At 72.9% G+C, this 15387-nt stretch carries 13 protein-coding genes; 7 read left to right on the top strand and 6 right to left on the bottom strand.

Annotated features, from left to right (window positions below; genetic code table 11):
• The first annotated feature begins 106 nt into the window (after nucleotides 1-106).
• Nucleotides 107-943: a TolC family protein gene (locus tag OV079_RS02035; protein ID WP_267765905.1), complete on the top strand. Its 837-nt coding sequence runs from the start codon at nucleotides 107-109 to the stop codon at nucleotides 941-943.
• Nucleotides 934-1449, top strand: coding sequence for a TolC family protein (locus OV079_RS02030; RefSeq protein ID WP_267765904.1), 516 nt, complete (start codon nucleotides 934-936; stop codon nucleotides 1447-1449). Before OV079_RS02035 ends, OV079_RS02030 begins: the two co-directional genes overlap by 10 nt.
• Before the next feature lie 45 nt (nucleotides 1450-1494).
• On the opposite strand, the gene OV079_RS02025 is transcribed toward OV079_RS02030, so the two are convergent.
• From OV079_RS02025 to OV079_RS02015, 3 genes are all read right to left on the bottom strand, one after another.
• Entirely contained in the window at nucleotides 1495-1857 is a 363-nt protein-coding gene (locus OV079_RS02025; protein WP_267765903.1) for a DUF309 domain-containing protein, read from the bottom strand.
• A 19-nt stretch (nucleotides 1858-1876) separates the two neighbouring features.
• Nucleotides 1877-3988, bottom strand: a complete 2112-nt coding sequence (locus OV079_RS02020; protein ID WP_267765902.1) for an amidohydrolase family protein — start codon at nucleotides 3986-3988, stop codon at nucleotides 1877-1879.
• A gap of 172 nt (nucleotides 3989-4160) precedes the next feature.
• Nucleotides 4161-4391 (bottom strand): heavy-metal-associated domain-containing protein, encoded by a 231-nt coding sequence (locus tag OV079_RS02015; RefSeq protein WP_267765901.1) that lies wholly within the window; start codon nucleotides 4389-4391, stop codon nucleotides 4161-4163.
• Between the two features lie 147 nt (nucleotides 4392-4538).
• Here OV079_RS02015 and OV079_RS02010 point away from each other — a divergent pair, with 147 nt between their 5' ends.
• The 4 genes from OV079_RS02010 to OV079_RS55500 all read left to right on the top strand — a co-directional run bounded on the left by OV079_RS02010 (nucleotide 4539) and on the right by OV079_RS55500 (nucleotide 10927).
• Complete coding sequence (locus tag OV079_RS02010) at nucleotides 4539-7067, top strand: heavy metal translocating P-type ATPase (RefSeq protein WP_267765900.1); 2529 nt, start codon at nucleotides 4539-4541, stop codon at nucleotides 7065-7067.
• 96 nt (nucleotides 7068-7163) lie between these two features.
• A complete protein-coding gene (locus OV079_RS02005; protein WP_267765899.1) occupies nucleotides 7164-7745 on the top strand; it encodes a sigma-70 family RNA polymerase sigma factor in 582 nt (193 codons plus the stop codon).
• 168 nt (nucleotides 7746-7913) lie between these two features.
• Nucleotides 7914-8696, top strand: coding sequence for a hypothetical protein (locus OV079_RS02000; protein ID WP_267765898.1), 783 nt, complete (start codon nucleotides 7914-7916; stop codon nucleotides 8694-8696).
• 65 nt (nucleotides 8697-8761) lie between these two features.
• Nucleotides 8762-10927 carry a tetratricopeptide repeat protein gene (locus OV079_RS55500; protein WP_267765897.1) on the top strand — a complete coding sequence of 722 codons (2166 nt, stop codon included), beginning with the start codon at nucleotides 8762-8764 and terminating at the stop codon, nucleotides 10925-10927.
• A 3-nt stretch (nucleotides 10928-10930) separates the two neighbouring features.
• Here the strand turns inward: OV079_RS55500 and OV079_RS01990 are convergent, their stop codons facing one another.
• From OV079_RS01990 to OV079_RS01980, 3 genes are all read right to left on the bottom strand, one after another.
• A complete protein-coding gene (locus OV079_RS01990) occupies nucleotides 10931-12430 on the bottom strand; it encodes a M14 family metallopeptidase (RefSeq protein ID WP_267765896.1) in 1500 nt (499 codons plus the stop codon).
• Between the two features lie 159 nt (nucleotides 12431-12589).
• Nucleotides 12590-12784, bottom strand: a complete 195-nt coding sequence (locus OV079_RS01985) for a hypothetical protein (protein WP_267765895.1) — start codon at nucleotides 12782-12784, stop codon at nucleotides 12590-12592.
• 96 nt (nucleotides 12785-12880) lie between these two features.
• The gene (locus OV079_RS01980; protein WP_267765894.1) at nucleotides 12881-13516 is read right to left on the bottom strand and encodes a glutathione S-transferase family protein; all 636 of its coding nucleotides are present in this window, start codon (nucleotides 13514-13516) and stop codon (nucleotides 12881-12883) included.
• Between the two features lie 220 nt (nucleotides 13517-13736).
• On the opposite strand from OV079_RS01980, the gene OV079_RS01975 reads away from it, so the two are divergent.
• The gene (locus OV079_RS01975; RefSeq protein WP_267765892.1) at nucleotides 13737-15236 is read left to right on the top strand and encodes a c-type cytochrome; all 1500 of its coding nucleotides are present in this window, start codon (nucleotides 13737-13739) and stop codon (nucleotides 15234-15236) included.
• Nucleotides 15237-15387 lie beyond the last annotated feature (151 nt).

Genomic DNA, 15387 nt, shown 5'->3' with positions numbered 1-15387 from the left:
ACAGCGGCGCGAGCTCGTCGTCTCCGCGACGCGGAGTCGAGCCCGGAGCTCCTCCCCGGCAGGAGGGTACGCGGCGATGAAGACCCATGCTCTCATTCTGTCGCTCGTGGCTGCGCTCCTGGGATGCGCCTCGGTCCAGCCGACCCGGGCACGGCGAGACGTCGGGGAGATCGTCGAGACCCGCGTCGGGCTGGCCGATGTGGTCCCCGAGAAGCAGGACGCGGAGAGCCGCGCCCGCGTGCGTGACCGCGTCGCCGAGCTCACCGCGGAGCCGCTGACGCAGGAGCGCGCGCTGCAGGTCGCGATGCTCAACAACCGTGAGCTGCGGGCCGTGCTCGAGGAGCTCGGGGTCGCCCAGGCGAAGCTGGTGCAGGCGGGCTTGCTGGAGAACCCGGTGATCGCGGGCGACCTCGTCGACTCGACCCGCGGTTACGGCCTCGGCGGCGGGCTCTCGCTGACGCAGAGCCTCCTCAGCGCGTTCTTGATCCCCGCCAAGCGGCGCCTGGCGCAGGCTCGGCTGAATCACGCGATCGTGACGGTCGGCCAGGCAGCCTTGATATTGGCGCGGGACGTCAAGGTGGCGTTCGTGCGCACGCAGGCGGCCGAGCAGATGCTCGAGCTGTACCGCGGCCGCGCCCAGGCAGCCGAGGTCGCTCACGAGCTGGCGCAGCGCCAGCTCGACGCCGGCAACATCAACCCGCTCGACCAGCAGCTGTTCGCCGCCGCGCTGGACCGGGCCCGCATCGAGCTCGCCGACGCCGAGCTCGCCGCGCTGGTCGAGCGCGAGGCGCTGACCCGCTTGCTCGGGCTGTGGGAGAGGACGTCGCCTGGAAGCTCGCGGGCCCGCTCGCGGACGCCCTGCCAAACGAGGCCGAGCTCGGCCGGTTGGAGCAGCAAGGGATCGCCGACCGACTCGATCTCTCCGCGGCGCGCGTGGAGGTGAAGTCGATCGCCCACGCCCTCGGGCTGCGTCGACGGGGCATCGTGACGGGGATCGAGGCGGGCTTCGTGATGCGCAACGAAGTCGGCAACGACGCGGGCCACGAGCCGGTCCTCGGCGGCTCGCTCGCGCTGCAGCTGCCGATCTTCGACCCCGGTCACGCCGACATCGCGCGCATCCAGGCGTACCTGCGGCAGGCCCAGCACCGGCTGCAGGACGCGGCGATCCACGCGCGCTCGGAGATCCGCGTGCATCGAGCCGAGCTGGTCGCGGCGCGCCGCAAGGTCGAGCACTACCAGAAGACGGTGTTGCCGCGCGCCGAGTCGATCACGGACCTCACGCTGCTGCAGTACAACGCGATGCTCGTGGGCACTTACCAGCTGCTCGAGACCCGCTCGGACCAGATCGAGGCGCATCGCCAGTACGTCGAGGCCCTGCGTGACTACTGGGTCGCCCGCAGCGACCTCGAGCTCGCGGTCGGCGGGCGCCTCGTCCCACGGCGCGAGTGAGGCGCCCGCTCGGCGCCGTGTGATGATTCGTCGGCGACGATGGGGTCACCGGCGGAACGACAGCAGCGGCCCCGCGACGCGCTGCGGCGATTCGGCGGCGAACCACGCCCGCGTCGCGTCACGAAAGTCGGCGAGCCGAAGGCCGCCGGCGTCCGGCGCACACGCGTCGAGCTTGGCCAGGCCGCGCGCGAGCAGCCGCGCGGCGCTCTCGGGTTTGCCCTGCACGCGCAGCTTGTGATGGGCCGCGGCGACCTGGATGAGGCCCTGCAGCAGGCGGCGCTCGTCCGGGTCGGTGGCGACGCGCCAGCGGTCTTCCCAGGCCTCGTGGGCGGCAAAATGAGCGCCTGCGTTGAACAGCGCGACGCCCTGCGCGAGCGGCGTGTCGAGGCTCGTCGGCGGCACGGTCATCGGTCCCGCTTCATCCCGGTCACGGGGTGAATTCCGCGATTCGCCACAGCGCGGCGGGATCGTACATCTTGCCGCGCGTGACCACGGCCGTCACCTTGCGGACGTTGCGGATGTCGGCGATCGGATCGCCGGCCACGAGCACCAGGTCCGCCCGCTTCCCCGGTTCGACGGTGCCGACCTGCGCCTGCATGCCCATCACGCGCGCCGGGACGCTGGTGGCGGCCTGGATCGCCGCCATCGGCGAGAGCCCCGCCTCCACGTACAGCTCGAGCTCACGGTGCAGCGAATGGCCCGGCACCGAAATGTCCGTGCCGGCGACGATCGGGACGCCGGCGCGGTGCAGCTCCCCCACGACCGCCAGGTACTTGGAAAAGATCGCCCCGTCGAGCTCCGCCTGCGCGGGCGACGAACCGTCGAACAGCCCGCGGAGCTCCCGCGGCAGCTTGGCGAGGCCGGGCTCGCGGCGGGCGTTCTCTTCGGCGGTGTGAGTCATCAATTCGTAGAGCGCGAGGGTGTCGTCGAGCATCACCTTCTTCGCCGCGAAGGCGCGGACCACCTGCGCGAGCGGAGGCGCCTTGACGTCGGCGTCGGCGATTCGCCGCCCTCTGGCCTCGCGCGACAGCTTCCCGGCCTCGCCCGGGGCGAACAGCGGATCGAACAAGAACTGCACGTGGCTGACGCCGTCGTAGCCGGCCGCGATGGCCTCGAGGACGCTCATGCCCTCCGGCACGTGCCCGACCACCCGCATGCCGCGGCGATGCGCCGCCTCGGCGATCGGCCGCACCAGCGAGGGCGCGACGCTCGAGTAGAGCTTCACCTCGAGGCAGCCGGCGCGCTTGAGGCGATCGAGCACCGGCGCGATGTCTTCTCGCCGCTGGATCCGCACCGTCCCGAGCGCGCGCGGACCGTCGCCGTCGACGATCCCGCTCACCAGGATCCGCGGCCCCAGCCCCTTGCCCGCGTCGAGGGTGTCGCGGATGCCGGTCACGAACTCGAGGATGTTGCCGAGGTCGCGCACGGTGGTGACGCCGGCCGCCAGATACGCGGCGCCCTGCTCGACCTGCTGCACGTGCGCGTGCATGTCCCACAGGCCAGGGAGGATCGTGCTGCCGGAGACATCGAGCGTCGATGCGCCGGGCGGGATCGGCGTCGACGCCCGCGGCCCCGCGGCGACGATCTTGTCGCCGTCGTAGACGACCACCGCGTCGCGCACCGGGGGCCGACCGGTGCCGTCGACGAGGTCGGCGCCGACGAGCGCGACCGCTCCGGCCGGCCCTCGCGCCGCGGCTTGTCCGACCTCGGACAGCCAGGCGACGCCGTCGGCGCCCGCGCGCGACACGAGCTCCGGCAGGAGCGCGACGAACCCCTCGCGCGCGGCCTCGAAGTGATCGAACTCGGCGTCCCGCGTCACCACCGCGACGAGCCTGCCGGCGTCGTCGAGCCACGCGTCCTCGCGGCCCCACACCAGCCCGCGCACGCTCACGTGCTCGAGGATCACTCGCTTGCCCTCGACCTCGTGCTCCTGCTTGCCGCGCGACTCGATCGTCACCGTCGCCGCGGGCAGCAGCGTCATGGTCGCAGGGCGACCGCGGGCGACCCACGCGCGGAGCAGCAGGTCCTGGGCGAGCAGCGGCGCGTAGCCCGAAGCGACGACGTACGCGCCGGACGGCGTGCCGCGGACGGGCGCCTCGCCGACGCGGCTGTGCATGAACGTGCCGTCGGCCTCGACGAGGACGCGCTCGTCGATCGACGACATCCGCGAGGTCTTGCCCCACGCCTGATAATCACGCGGCGCGCCGTCGGGCCCGAGCCGGAACGACGCCGCGAGCGTCACCTGGCTGCCGCGATCCTGGAAGCCGAACGACGCCTTTGCCTCGAGCTGGCCCGCGCCGTCGCGCGTGTACGTGTCGCGCTCGACCCCGATGCGCTGCAGGAACTTGTGAAGGTGAAAGACGGTGGTCTCGACCACCTCGCGCTTGCCGTCCGGCGCCCCGGCCGGCCCCGCGCGCTCGCCGGGCGCCGCTTCGGAGGCGACGCCGGTCGCAGCCGGGGTCGTCACCGACGGCCCCGGCGTCGGCCGACACGCCGCGACGCACGTGAGAAGGAACGCGAAGCGCGAGAGGCTCGACATCTCCGACCGTATATCGGACGGAGCGCCGGGCTGTACAGCGCGGAGCGACGAAGCGGCGCCACGGGGGGCGCCGCCGTCGTCGATGAGGGCGCCACCGGTGCTTCGCGGAGCTTGCTCGCGCCGGACGTCGCGAGATATCCACCGACACCGGTCGCCCGGCGCGCGCGGATGTTCACGCGGCCGCTGCGAGGGACGACTCGTAGCCGGCCTCGCGCAGCGCCGCGATCACGTGGTTCACGGTCACCCTGTCCCGGTCGTGGCGCACGAGCACCTTGCCGTCGCTCAGCCGGACCTCCACCTCGGCGACCCCGTCCAGTTCTCCCAGGGCCTCGCGGATGTGGCGGACGCACGACTGGCAGCTCATGCCCGGGACATCGAGGATAGTTTCTTGATGCGTGTTCATGGCAGGTCTCCTTGCGGCGCAGAAATTCGCGGCTCGCATCGAGCAGACGCGACGGGCCGGAGCGCATTACAGGGCCACGTCTGCGCTTCACCCGCCGAGCGAGCTGTAATCCCCGGCGGGGTGCGGCGTCAGCGAGTCGAGGAAACCATGCCGAGCACCGACGTCACTGCGAGAACCGCGACGCCCGAGGACGCTGCCTCCCGCGTCGACCTGCCGATCCAGGGGATGACCTGCGCCAGCTGCGTCAGCCGGGTCGAGCGCGCCCTCAAGGCCGTGCCCGGCGTCGAGGAGGCGCACGTCAACCTCGTCACGGGGCGCGCGAGCGTCACCTTCGATCCATCGACGGCGACGCCAGCCGCGCTCACCCGGGCCGTCGAGGACGCCGGTTACGAGGTGCCGCGCGCCGCGACCGCCAGCACCACGAGCGTCGAGCTGCCGATCGCGGGCATGACCTGCGCCAACTGCGTCCGACGGATCGAGAAGGCGCTGCGCGCGGTGCCGGGCGTGACCGAGGCGACCGTCAACCTGGTCACGCAGCGGGCGACCGTACAGTTCGCGCCGGACACGACCTCGCCGCGCGCGCTGGTCGAGGCGATCACGCAGGCCGGTTACTCGGTGCCGAACTTCGCCGCCGCCCCGGCTGCCCGCTCCGAAGCGGCGACCCGGGCCGAGGCGCTCGAGCAGTCCGAGCAGCGAGAACAGCGAGGGCTCCGCCGCGACTTCATCCTCGCCGCGACGCTCACCGTCCCGCTGCTGGTCGTGGCCATGTCGCACGGCGCCATTCCAGGCACCGCGGGCGCGTTCGGCCGGTGGCTGCAATTCGGCCTCGCCACGCCGGTGGTGTTCGGTCCCGGCGGTCGGTTCTTGCGGCTGGCCTGGAAGGCGCTGCGCCACGGCGCGGCCGACATGAACACGCTGGTCAGCATCGGCACGCTCGCCGCGTGGGTCTACTCGACCGTCGCGCTGACGCTCCCCGGCCTGTTCCCGCACGCCGAGCACGGGGTCCTGCCGCACCTGTACTTCGAGGCAGCCGCGGCGATCATCAGCTTCGTGCTGCTCGGCAAGCTGCTCGAGACGCGGGCGCGCCGGCGCCTGTCCGACGCGGTCCGCGGCCTCGTCGCGCTGGTGCCGAAGACGGCGCGGCGGCTCGTCGGCGACCGCGAGGACGACGTCCCCGTCGAGTCACTCGTGCCCGGCGATCACGTGCTCGTGCGCCCTGGCGAGCGGATCCCGAGCGACGGCGTGATCGTCCGCGGCGTGTCCGCCGTCGACGAGTCGATGCTGACCGGCGAGAGCATCCCCGTCGACAAGACGAAGGACGCGCCGGTGTTCGGCGGGACGCTGAACCAGAGCGGCGCATTGGTGGTGCGGGTGACGCACACGGGCGGCGAGACGGCGCTGGCGCGGATCGCCCGGGCCGTCGAGCAGGCGCAGGGCTCGCGCGCCCCGATCGCGCGGCTCGCCGACGTCGTCAGCAGCTACTTCGTGCCGATCGTGCTCGGGATCGCCGGGGTCGCGCTGCTCGCCTGGCTCGCCGTCGATCCGTCCGCGGCGGGCTTCGCGGCGGCCCTCGAGCGCTTCGTCGCGGTCCTCGTGATCGCGTGCCCGTGCGCGCTCGGCCTGGCGACCCCGGCCGCGGTCGCGGTCGGCACCGGGCGGGGCGCCGAGCTCGGGATCCTCGTCAAGGGCGGGGCGGCGCTCGAGGCGGCGAGCCGCGTCGACACCGTGCTGCTCGACAAGACCGGCACCCTGACCGAAGGCAAGCCGGAGCTGACCGACGTGGTGCCGGCCCCGGGCTGGAGCGCCGCGGAGCTGCTGGCGCGGGTCGCCGCGGTCGAGCGAGAGAGCGAACATCCGGTCGCGCGGGCCATCGTCGAGGGCGCGCAGCAGCGTGGGGTCCGGGCCGCGCAGGCGAGCGATTTTCGCATGGAGCCGGGCTTCGGGATCGCCGGCAGCGTCGACGGCCGGGTCGTGCTCGTGGGCACGAGCGCGTGGCTGGGCCGCAGCGGGGTCGACGCAGCGAGCCTGGAGGCCGAGGCCGAGCGCCTCGCGGGGCGCGGCCGGACCCCCTCGTTCGTCGCGGTCGACGGCGCCCTGGCCGGCCTCGTCGCAGTCGCGGATCGACCGACCGCGGGCGCGAGGCAGGCCGTGGCCAGCCTGAGGGACATGGGGATCGCGGTGGCGATGGTGACGGGCGATCGGCGAAGCACCGCGGCGGCCATCGCGGCCGAGCTCGGCATCGACCGCGTGATCGCGGAGGTGCGCCCCGAAGACAAGGCGCAGGTGGTCGCCGACGAACGGGCCCGCGGTCGGGTGGTGGCGATGGTCGGCGACGGGGTCAACGACGCGCCCGCGCTGGCCGGCGCGCACGTCGGGGTCGCGGTCGGCACCGGCACCGACATCGCCCTCGCGGCCGCCGACATCGCGCTGCTGAAGGGCGGGATCTCGAGCTTGCCCGTCGCCCTGCGACTGGCACGCCGGACCCTGCGGACGATCCGGCAGAACCTGTTCTGGGCGTTCGTCTACAACGTGATCGGGATCCCGATCGCCGCCGGGGCGCTGTACCTGTGGACCGGGTGGTTGCTGTCCCCGGTCCTGGCGAGCGCCGCGATGTCGCTGTCGAGCGTGTCGGTGCTGACGAACTCGCTGCGCCTGCGGCGCTTCACCGCGGCTTGACCCCGGGCGGTCGTCGGCCGCCGGTGTAATGCCCCGCCGACCGCTGCGTCAGCCCTGTTGGAGCGAATGCAGGCACACACGAGGAGAACACAGGTCATGAGCGCCCAGGAGACGCACTTCGAATCGAAGCCGACGCCTGAAGTGGTGAGCCGGCTCGTCGCCAACCACCGCGAGTTCCTCGCCTTCCTGCAGATGCGGGTCGGCAGCCGAGCCGTCGCCGAGGACATCCTGCAGGACGCGTTCGTGCGCGGCCTCGACAAGCTCGGCGGCCTGCGCGACGACGAGGCCGCGGTCGCCTGGTTCTACCGGCTGCTGCGCAACGCGGTGATCGATCGCCGGCGGCGCGACGCGGCGGCGGGCCGGCGCCTCGACGCCCTCGCGGCCGAGCTCGAGGAGGCGGTCGAACCGGCTCCCGAGCTGCGCGGCGCGGTATGTCAGTGCGTGGCGCGGCTCGCCGACACGCTGAAGCCGGAGTACGCGCAGGCGCTGCGGCGCATCGAGCTCGACGGCCTCGCGGTCAAGGACTACGCGGCCGAGGCGGGCATCACCCCGAACAATGCGGCAGTGCGGGTGTTTCGCGCCCGCGATGCGCTGAAGAAGCAGGTCGCCCGCTCGTGCGGCACCTGTGCCGTACACGGCTGCCTCGACTGCACCTGCAGCGGAGGATGCGGCTCGTGATTGCATGAACGCGCGAGCCCCCTGTCGTCGCCAGCGCGAGCAGTCGGAGGGCGATGGCCAGGCCGGCATGAATCCGTCGCGCGAGACAGAGTCTCGCGGGCCTTTCGCGTGAAGCAAGGCACGAGACCTGCGCCGGGCCGGGCTGGCTCGAATGCTAGGATGCAGTCGATGCAACGGATGCAGCGATTGGCGATTTGTGGGTGGATGACGGCGGCGTGCGGACCCGGGGCGCCGGAGGGCGGCACGACCGCGACGGACCCAGATCCGTCGAGCACGACCGCTTCGTCGACCGACACGCCGAGCCCGTCGACGAGCACGGCGTCCACCACCGAGGTGCCGACCACCGGTGCGCCGACCACCGAGGGATCCACGACGACCGACGGCACGAGCGCGACGACCTCGATGACGGACGACACCTCGAGCGGCGAATCGACCGCCACCGAGGGCAGCACGACCGGAGAGGCGGCGCCGTGCTGCGTCGCTCCGGACGAGCCCACGTCGAGCGTGCAGGCCCAGACGCCGGTCGGCACGAGAGCCCTGCCGTGGGCCGCCTACGGCATCTCCGGCGGCGAATGCGGCGGCGCGCGGTTCCTCTACCTGTACTCCGAGGCATCCGGCGTGGAGGCGCCATCGTTCGAGCTGGACGGCGTCGACCACCTGGAGATCATGATCAGCAGCTACAGGGGCATGTGGCCGAACGACTTCATCGGCACCGGCCCTGCGGAGGTGACGGCGCGCTTCGACGGCCAGTCTGCGAGCGTCACGGGCGAGCTCACCGTCCTCGAATATGACAGCGGCTCCGAGGACACCCTCGGGTGCGCGCCGGAGATGACGCCGATCATGCCCGACGCCCACATCTCGTTCACGATCGCCCTGAAGGCCGACGGCTGGGACATCGCCGGCGAGGTGGTCGCCGGCTACTGCCCGGCGCTGAGCAAGTTCTGTCCGTGAGGTGCTCGGCTCCCCCGAGCGACGCGCGCGCGAGCACTTGAGCCGGGAGCGAGGCGGGTGATACCGTGCGACATGGATCGCCCGGGTGCTCGTACTTCGTCGCGCCGACCTTCACCTGCGACGAGCGAGGGGCCGCGATGACCGGTGACTCGGTCGAGGCGGCGCTGGCGAGCCCGGGGCCGAAGCTCGCGGCGTGGGACACGTCGCGGCCCGGAGAGGCGGTGTTCGCCATCTTCGCGGTGTCGTCGGCCGGCGCGCGGCTGCTGGCGCAGGGCGAGGCGGCGGACAGGGACGCGACGGCCGCGGCGTCGCGCCGCCGCGGCCTGCGGATCGGCGCGTGCCACGGCGGCCACGAATTCGTGTGGGTCGCCGACGAGCTCGGCTGCGTCGTGTGGTCGCGCGCCGCCGTCCGCCTCGACCTCACCCGCGTGCTGCTGCGATTCGCGGGCGACGAAGTGGCGCTGCGCGACGTGCGAGCGGTCGTGTCCTTCGTCGCCGACGACTGGGTCCGCCGCGGCGTCCGGATCGAGCGGATCGGCGGCGAACCGGTGGTCGCGCTCGACGAGCACGACGAGGTCGCGCGGCTCGATCCGACCTACAACTACGATGATTTCTCGATGTCCGACGCCGGCTGGACGAGCAGCTTCGGCCGCGATCTGGCGGCCTGGCTCGGCGTGCCGCACCGCGACGACGCGTTCGGCGGGGCGGTGACGGCGATCGTGCAGCCCGAGCCGCGGGACGACATTCACCGCATCGCGCTCAAGCTCGCCGAGCTGCGGGCGCTCGGGTCGCGCTGCCACTCGTCGCCGTTCGGCTTCGAGACGCGCCCGCCGCTCGCGCTCGCCACGGTCGACGCCTTCGAGCGCGAGTACGCGGTCGCGCTGCCGTCCGACTACGCGCAATTCCTCGTACGTATCGGCGACGGCGGGGCCGGACCGATCAGCTATCATTCGCTGTACCGGTTGTCGCTCGCGCTGCGCGAGGGCCGGCCCGCCAGGCCGTTCTTGCCGACGGGCCCGGCGGCGCACGCGTCCGCCGACTCGTCCGACATCGAGTGGCTGCTGCGACAGGCGGACGTCGAGGCGAGCCGCGAGGTCGCGCACCGCATCGAGGCCGACTTTCCGGCGGACTGGAGCGAGCGCGACGGCTGCGTGATGCTCGGCACCGACGGCTGCGGCAGCGACTCGCTGCTCGTCGTCGCGGGCGAGCGCCGCGGCGAGGTGTGGCTGGCCTGCGATTTCGGAATGGTCCGGACCTGCCGCTCGTTCGTCGCGTGGTACGAGGGCTGGCTCGACGAGCAGATCCTGGTGCTGCGCAACGAGCTCGCGTCGCTGGGCCACTTGGCGGACTTCGCCCGCGCCGGTCTGCGGGCGGGCCGGTTCGGCGAGGCGCTGTCGGCGGCCGAGGAGCTGCGGCGCCGGCAGCTCGCGCTGGATCCCGACACCGATTATTACCCGTCCGAGATGCTGCTCGGGATGGCGCGCGCGGGGGTCGACGGCGACCTCGACCGGGTGGCTGTCCTCTCGGACAGGTTCGTGGTGGACGACGGCTGGACCGGTCAGGCCGTCGAGGCGCTGCACGACCTGCTGGCGCGGCGGCAGGAGCTGCTCGAGCGAGCGCTGGTCCGCGGCGGGACGTGGACGCGGGCGGACGTCGAGGCTGCGTTGCCGGCGATCGACGGCGCGCTGCTGGCCGACGAGCGGGCCGCCGCGTTCGCGGCGTGCGACGCGGTGCTGGCCCTGATCCCCGACTGCGCGACGGTGCGGATGAAGCTGGCGGTGACGCTGCTCGCCTTCGACGACCCCGCCGGCGCGCTCGCCCAGCTCGCGCCGCACAGCGAGCCGTGCGCGCACGCGTGGAACCTGCGCGCCGCCGCCTGGTCGCGGCTGGGGCGGCTGGACGAGGCGCTCGCGTGCGCGAAGACGGGCCTGTCCTTGCGGCCAGGCTGGATCGTCCTCCGCGACAACCTCGGCGCCTTTCACGGCGAGAACGGCGACCCCGCGCGCGCGGCCGAGATCCACGCGGCCTCGATCGCGGCCGAGCCCGAGTACGAATGGGGGCACCACAACCGCGGCGTCGCGCTCGCCCGACTCGGCCACACGGAAGAGGCGCTGGCGTGCATCCGGCGCGCGCTCGAGCTCGGCCATCCGCGCTGGCGGGTCGCGGCCGAGCCGGGCATCGAGGCGCTCCAGCGGTCGCCGGCGTATCGGGCGCTGATGCTCGCGGGCTGACGCTCAGCGCACGCGCCAGGCCGGGTGCTCGTCGCCGACGGCGGGCGCGGGCAGAAGACCGTTCTCGACCGCGCCGTCGTCGCTCTCGGGCTCGCACAGGTACACCGCGATCGCCCCGAGCGGCTGGTCGGTGTCCACGCGCGACCAGCCCGTGGGGGCGGCCCGCGCCTCGCTGCGCCACTCGACGCTCACCTCGCCGACGCGGGCCGCCTCGAGGATCGCGCGCCCGCCCTCGGCGCCGATCGCCGCGACGCGGGCGACCTCGACGTCGTGAGCGCCGGCCGCAGGTTCGACGCGCAGGCCGTGCTGGCGCAGGTGCGCGGCGATCGGCGGCGGCACGAGGTAGGCGCGCGGGCGATCGACGACCGTGGTGCCGACGAACCTCGCGTGGTGCGGGATCGTCACGGAGACCGGCGCGCCGTCGGGCGTCCGCGGCTCGCGGGTGAGGATCTCGATCGGCGCGGCGAACCGCTCGAGCCGGTAGCGCACCGCGACGCGCTCGGGCGGGCGGGCGCTCGCGGCCACGACGTCGCGGATCTCCGCGGCGTGCTGCGCGGCCCAATTCAGCGTCTCGATCTGCCACGCCGACGCCGTCGCCACCCGCTCGGCGAACGGCAAATAGCTGTAGCACTCGAGCAGCAGGTCGAGGCGATTGGTGAGACCGCGGTAATTCGAGCCGAAGCGCGGGTGGTGCGGGTAAGTCATCCAGCCGAGCCCGACGGCCGCCGACGGGTCGACGTCGCCGCCGGCGTCGAGGACCTGCTCGTCCTCGACGAAGTTGCCGTACCACCCGCTCTCGAAGCCGCGCCGGCGCACCGCCGCGATCACGTCGGGGACCAGCCGCTCGCGCATGAACGCGATCGGCTCGGCGCGGCCCGACTCGACGGTGTGCGGGACGTCGACGGTCATCTGGAACCGGTGCACCGAGCCGTTGGTCGCGTGGTTGTCGATCGTCAGGTCGGGCGCCCACGGGATGTACACGCCCTGCTGCAGCAGGCGCATCTCGAGCGCGGCCTGGCGCAGGTAGTCGCGGTTGAGGTTGATGCCCTCGCTCTGGGTGCGCGTGCCGACGACCGGGCCCGGCTGACCGGCGAGCTTCTTGAGGTCGAGGCGGCGGTTGGCGGGGTCGAGGGCGTCGTTGCCGTCGGGGTTGAACAGCGGCACGACCAGCAGCACCAACTCGGACAGCCAGTCGGGGTGCTTGCCGTCGAGCAGGTCGCGCACCAGCGCGAGGCTCGCCTCCTTGCCCTCGACCTCGCCCGGGTGGATGCCGTCGAGCATCAGGACGACCGGCCGCCCGCTCCGGCGCGCCTCCTCGGGCGTGCGCACGCCGTCGCGCGAGAGCACGAGCAGCGGCAGCTCGCGGCCGCCGGGGCTCGCGCCGAACTCGGTCACGTGCAGGCGCCGGTCGTTTCGCGCGCGCAGGCCGGCGACGAAGCGCATCACGTCGGCGTGCAGGGAGGTCTCGCGGTATCCGGTCGCTTCGGCGCGGGTCAGCAGCATGACCGCCTTGTGGCACGAAAACCGCGCCGGCGTCGATCGCCGCGCGCCAGTCCCCGGCGTGCGGAAGTGCGCGTCACCGCGACCGCTCGGCCGCGCGTCCGGGCGAGCGCCTGCACGCGACGAGCGCCCTGCAGCGAATCGACAGGACCGGCGGTGCACTCAGTCGAGGACGATCTCGTGCGAGCTGCTGTACGTCCGGCGGCAGAACTCCCTGCGACACACGTCGTAGTCGGGCGCCCATGCCTCGGCGGCCAGCACCTCACCGGCGCGGCGGACGACCACCGAAGCGTGGTTCGGCATCCACGCCCGCGAATCGCACAGCGCGTGTTCCATGTCGGTGGTGAGCAGCACCACGGCGCCGTCCTCCCCCGTGAAGGCCGTGGCGTCGCGACCGTCACGGTCAGAGTCAGGCGATCGCGGTGACTGCCTCGACCGGAGCGCCGAATCCTGTCACCCGGGCGGAGCGTCGAATCGATACTGCGTGCGCTGGGCGGACGGCCGCGCCGCGAAGCGCTCGGCGAAGCGCGCGAGCGCGGGGTACGGCTCGACGGGCACGGTGGCGCGGAACGAGAGGTGGTCGACGAGGCAGAACAGGGACGCCTCGAACAGGCTCAGGTCGCGCGGCGAGGGCAGCTCGTCCAGCACGCGCGCGAGGTGGTCGTCGAGCCAGCGCAGCGCGCCCTCGAAGCCGTGGCGCGCCTTCACGAAGTAGAGGTTGTCGGCCGGGAGCCCGCACAGGACCGGCCCGAACACCAGCTGCACCTGCGCGGCCATGCCGTGCCGCACCAGCTCGTGGGCGTTGCGCGCGAGGTCGGAGCGGAGCTCCTCGGGCCACACGACGCGCCGGTCCGCGCCCGCGAGCTCCGCGAGCGCGCGACAGATGTTCTCGGCGCCGAACACCAGCGAGCCGCCCCTGCGCAGCGTCGGCAGCTTCAGGGCCGGGTTGCCGGCGTAGAATTCGGGCCGGGCGACGGTCATGTCGTGGACCGGCACCAGCTCGAACCGGACCGCGAGCTCGTGCGCGAAGACCTGCGCCAAACGGGTGAAGTGAGAGCTGCTACGACCGATGATCTGCACGTCGCTCATGTCGACTCGACCCCTCGCCATGGCATACCACCGGGTCGCGGCCGGCCACAGACACAGTTCCGGTCGCGCCGGGCCGGGGATCTGTGCACGGGCGAGGCCGCCCGACCTCGATCACCGGGTGACGGGGGCGTCCGCGGCTGGCTCGCCCGCCGCCACGGCCCGCGGCCCGCCGCGGAGCGGCGCTTCGGCGAGGATCGGCGAGATCGGATACGATGCGGGCATGCGTCCAGTCGCCCTCGCCGTCGTCACGCTGCTGTCCGCCTGTTCGAGCGTCCCCCCGGCGGCGGGCGTGCCGGACAGCGACACCGACACCAGCACGGGCAGCAGCGGCGGCGACAGCACGAGCGAGGGCGGCCACGCCCTGTGCGACGGCGGGCCGTGGCAGAGCGGGCAGCCGATCGCCGTCCCGGAGCTGCCGGTCGGCGATCCGGCCGCGGGCTACGAAGCCCTGCTCACCGAGGACTACGTCAGTTGCGGGATCCCCTGGGAGCTGTTCGGCTTCGCCGAGGACGTGCTCGGCGTCGAGGAGCCGCTGCCCGGGCGCACCGGCAAGAACGCCGAGGTCGGCCACGCCTGGAACGTCGTGACCCTCGAGGACGGCAGCGAGCTGGTCGTCTCCAACTGTCTGCAGTGCCACGCCGGCTACTTCGACGGCGAGCTGATCGTCGGCCTCGGCAAGGCCTCGGCCGACTTCACGACCTCGCTCAGCGACTTCGCCGAGCCGCTGCCGGACCTGCCCGAGACCAGCGACGCCAACGCGGCCTTCAACAAGTTCAAGGCGCGCGCCGCGGCGCTCGGGCCCTATTCGACGATGCTGACGATCGGCGCCAACCCGGCGGTCATGTTCGCCATCATCCTGCTCTCGCACCGCGACCCGGTCACGCTCGCGTGGAGCGACGAGCCGCGCTACGAGCTGTCGACCGAGCTGGTGATCCCGGCCGATCCGCCGCCGTGGTGGCGGGTCGGCAAGAAGGCCAGCAACTTCGCCAACGGCATGTCGCGCCGCGACCACCGCGGGACCATGGTCCTCGCGTCGTCGCTGTGCACCGACAGCGTGGAGGAGGCCGGGCCCGTGGTCGACTACTTCGCCGACATCCAGGCCTACCTCGCCTCGCTCGAGGCGCCGCGCTACCCGTTTGCGATCGACGAGGCGCTCGCGGCCGACGGCGCGGAGATCTTCGAGTGCAACTGCGCCGGCTGTCACGGCACCTACGCCGCCGACCCCGCGGCCGAGACCTACCCCAACCTGCTGATCCCGCTCGACGTGATCGGCACCGACCCCTCGTTCGCCACCCTCTCGGCCGAGGGCGGCTTTTATCATCACCTGAAAGATTGGTTCAACGAGTCGTTCTACGGCATGTTCAGCGAGGTCGTGACCGACGACCCGACGCCCGGCTACACCGCGCCGCCGCTCGACGGCATCTGGGCGACCGCGCCGTACTTCCACAACGGCTCCGTGCCCAGCATCGCGCTCGTGCTCGACAGCACGGCGCGCCCGAGCACGTGGCGGCGGCTCGACTACGACAGCACCCACTTCGACGAGGCCGCGCTCGGCTGGCCGTGGGAGCCGGCGATGGCCTGGTCCGAGGCGCCGGCGAGCGAGCGCAAGTTCATCTACGACACCACCGCGTTCGGCTACGGCAACGGCGGCCACACCTTCGGCGATCACCTCGACGACGCCGAGCGCCTGGCCCTGCTCGAGTACCTGAAGACGCTCTGACCCGAACGGCCCTCGCAGCGAGGCCGCGCAGCCCGGCGCCGCTCGAGACATTCCCGGGCCCGCGAGCCGCCCCGGAGAGCCTCATGAACCCGACCGCCACCGTCCCGCCCCCTGCCAGCAGCTTCGACCTCCCCCAGGACGCCTCGCTCCC

This window comes from Nannocystis pusilla (assembly GCF_026626665.1).
Taxonomy (GTDB): domain Bacteria; phylum Myxococcota_A; class Polyangia; order Nannocystales; family Nannocystaceae; genus Nannocystis; species Nannocystis pusilla.
The sequence above is the reverse complement of the archived record's forward strand: the minus strand, read 5'-3'. Positions and strand labels throughout refer to the sequence as shown.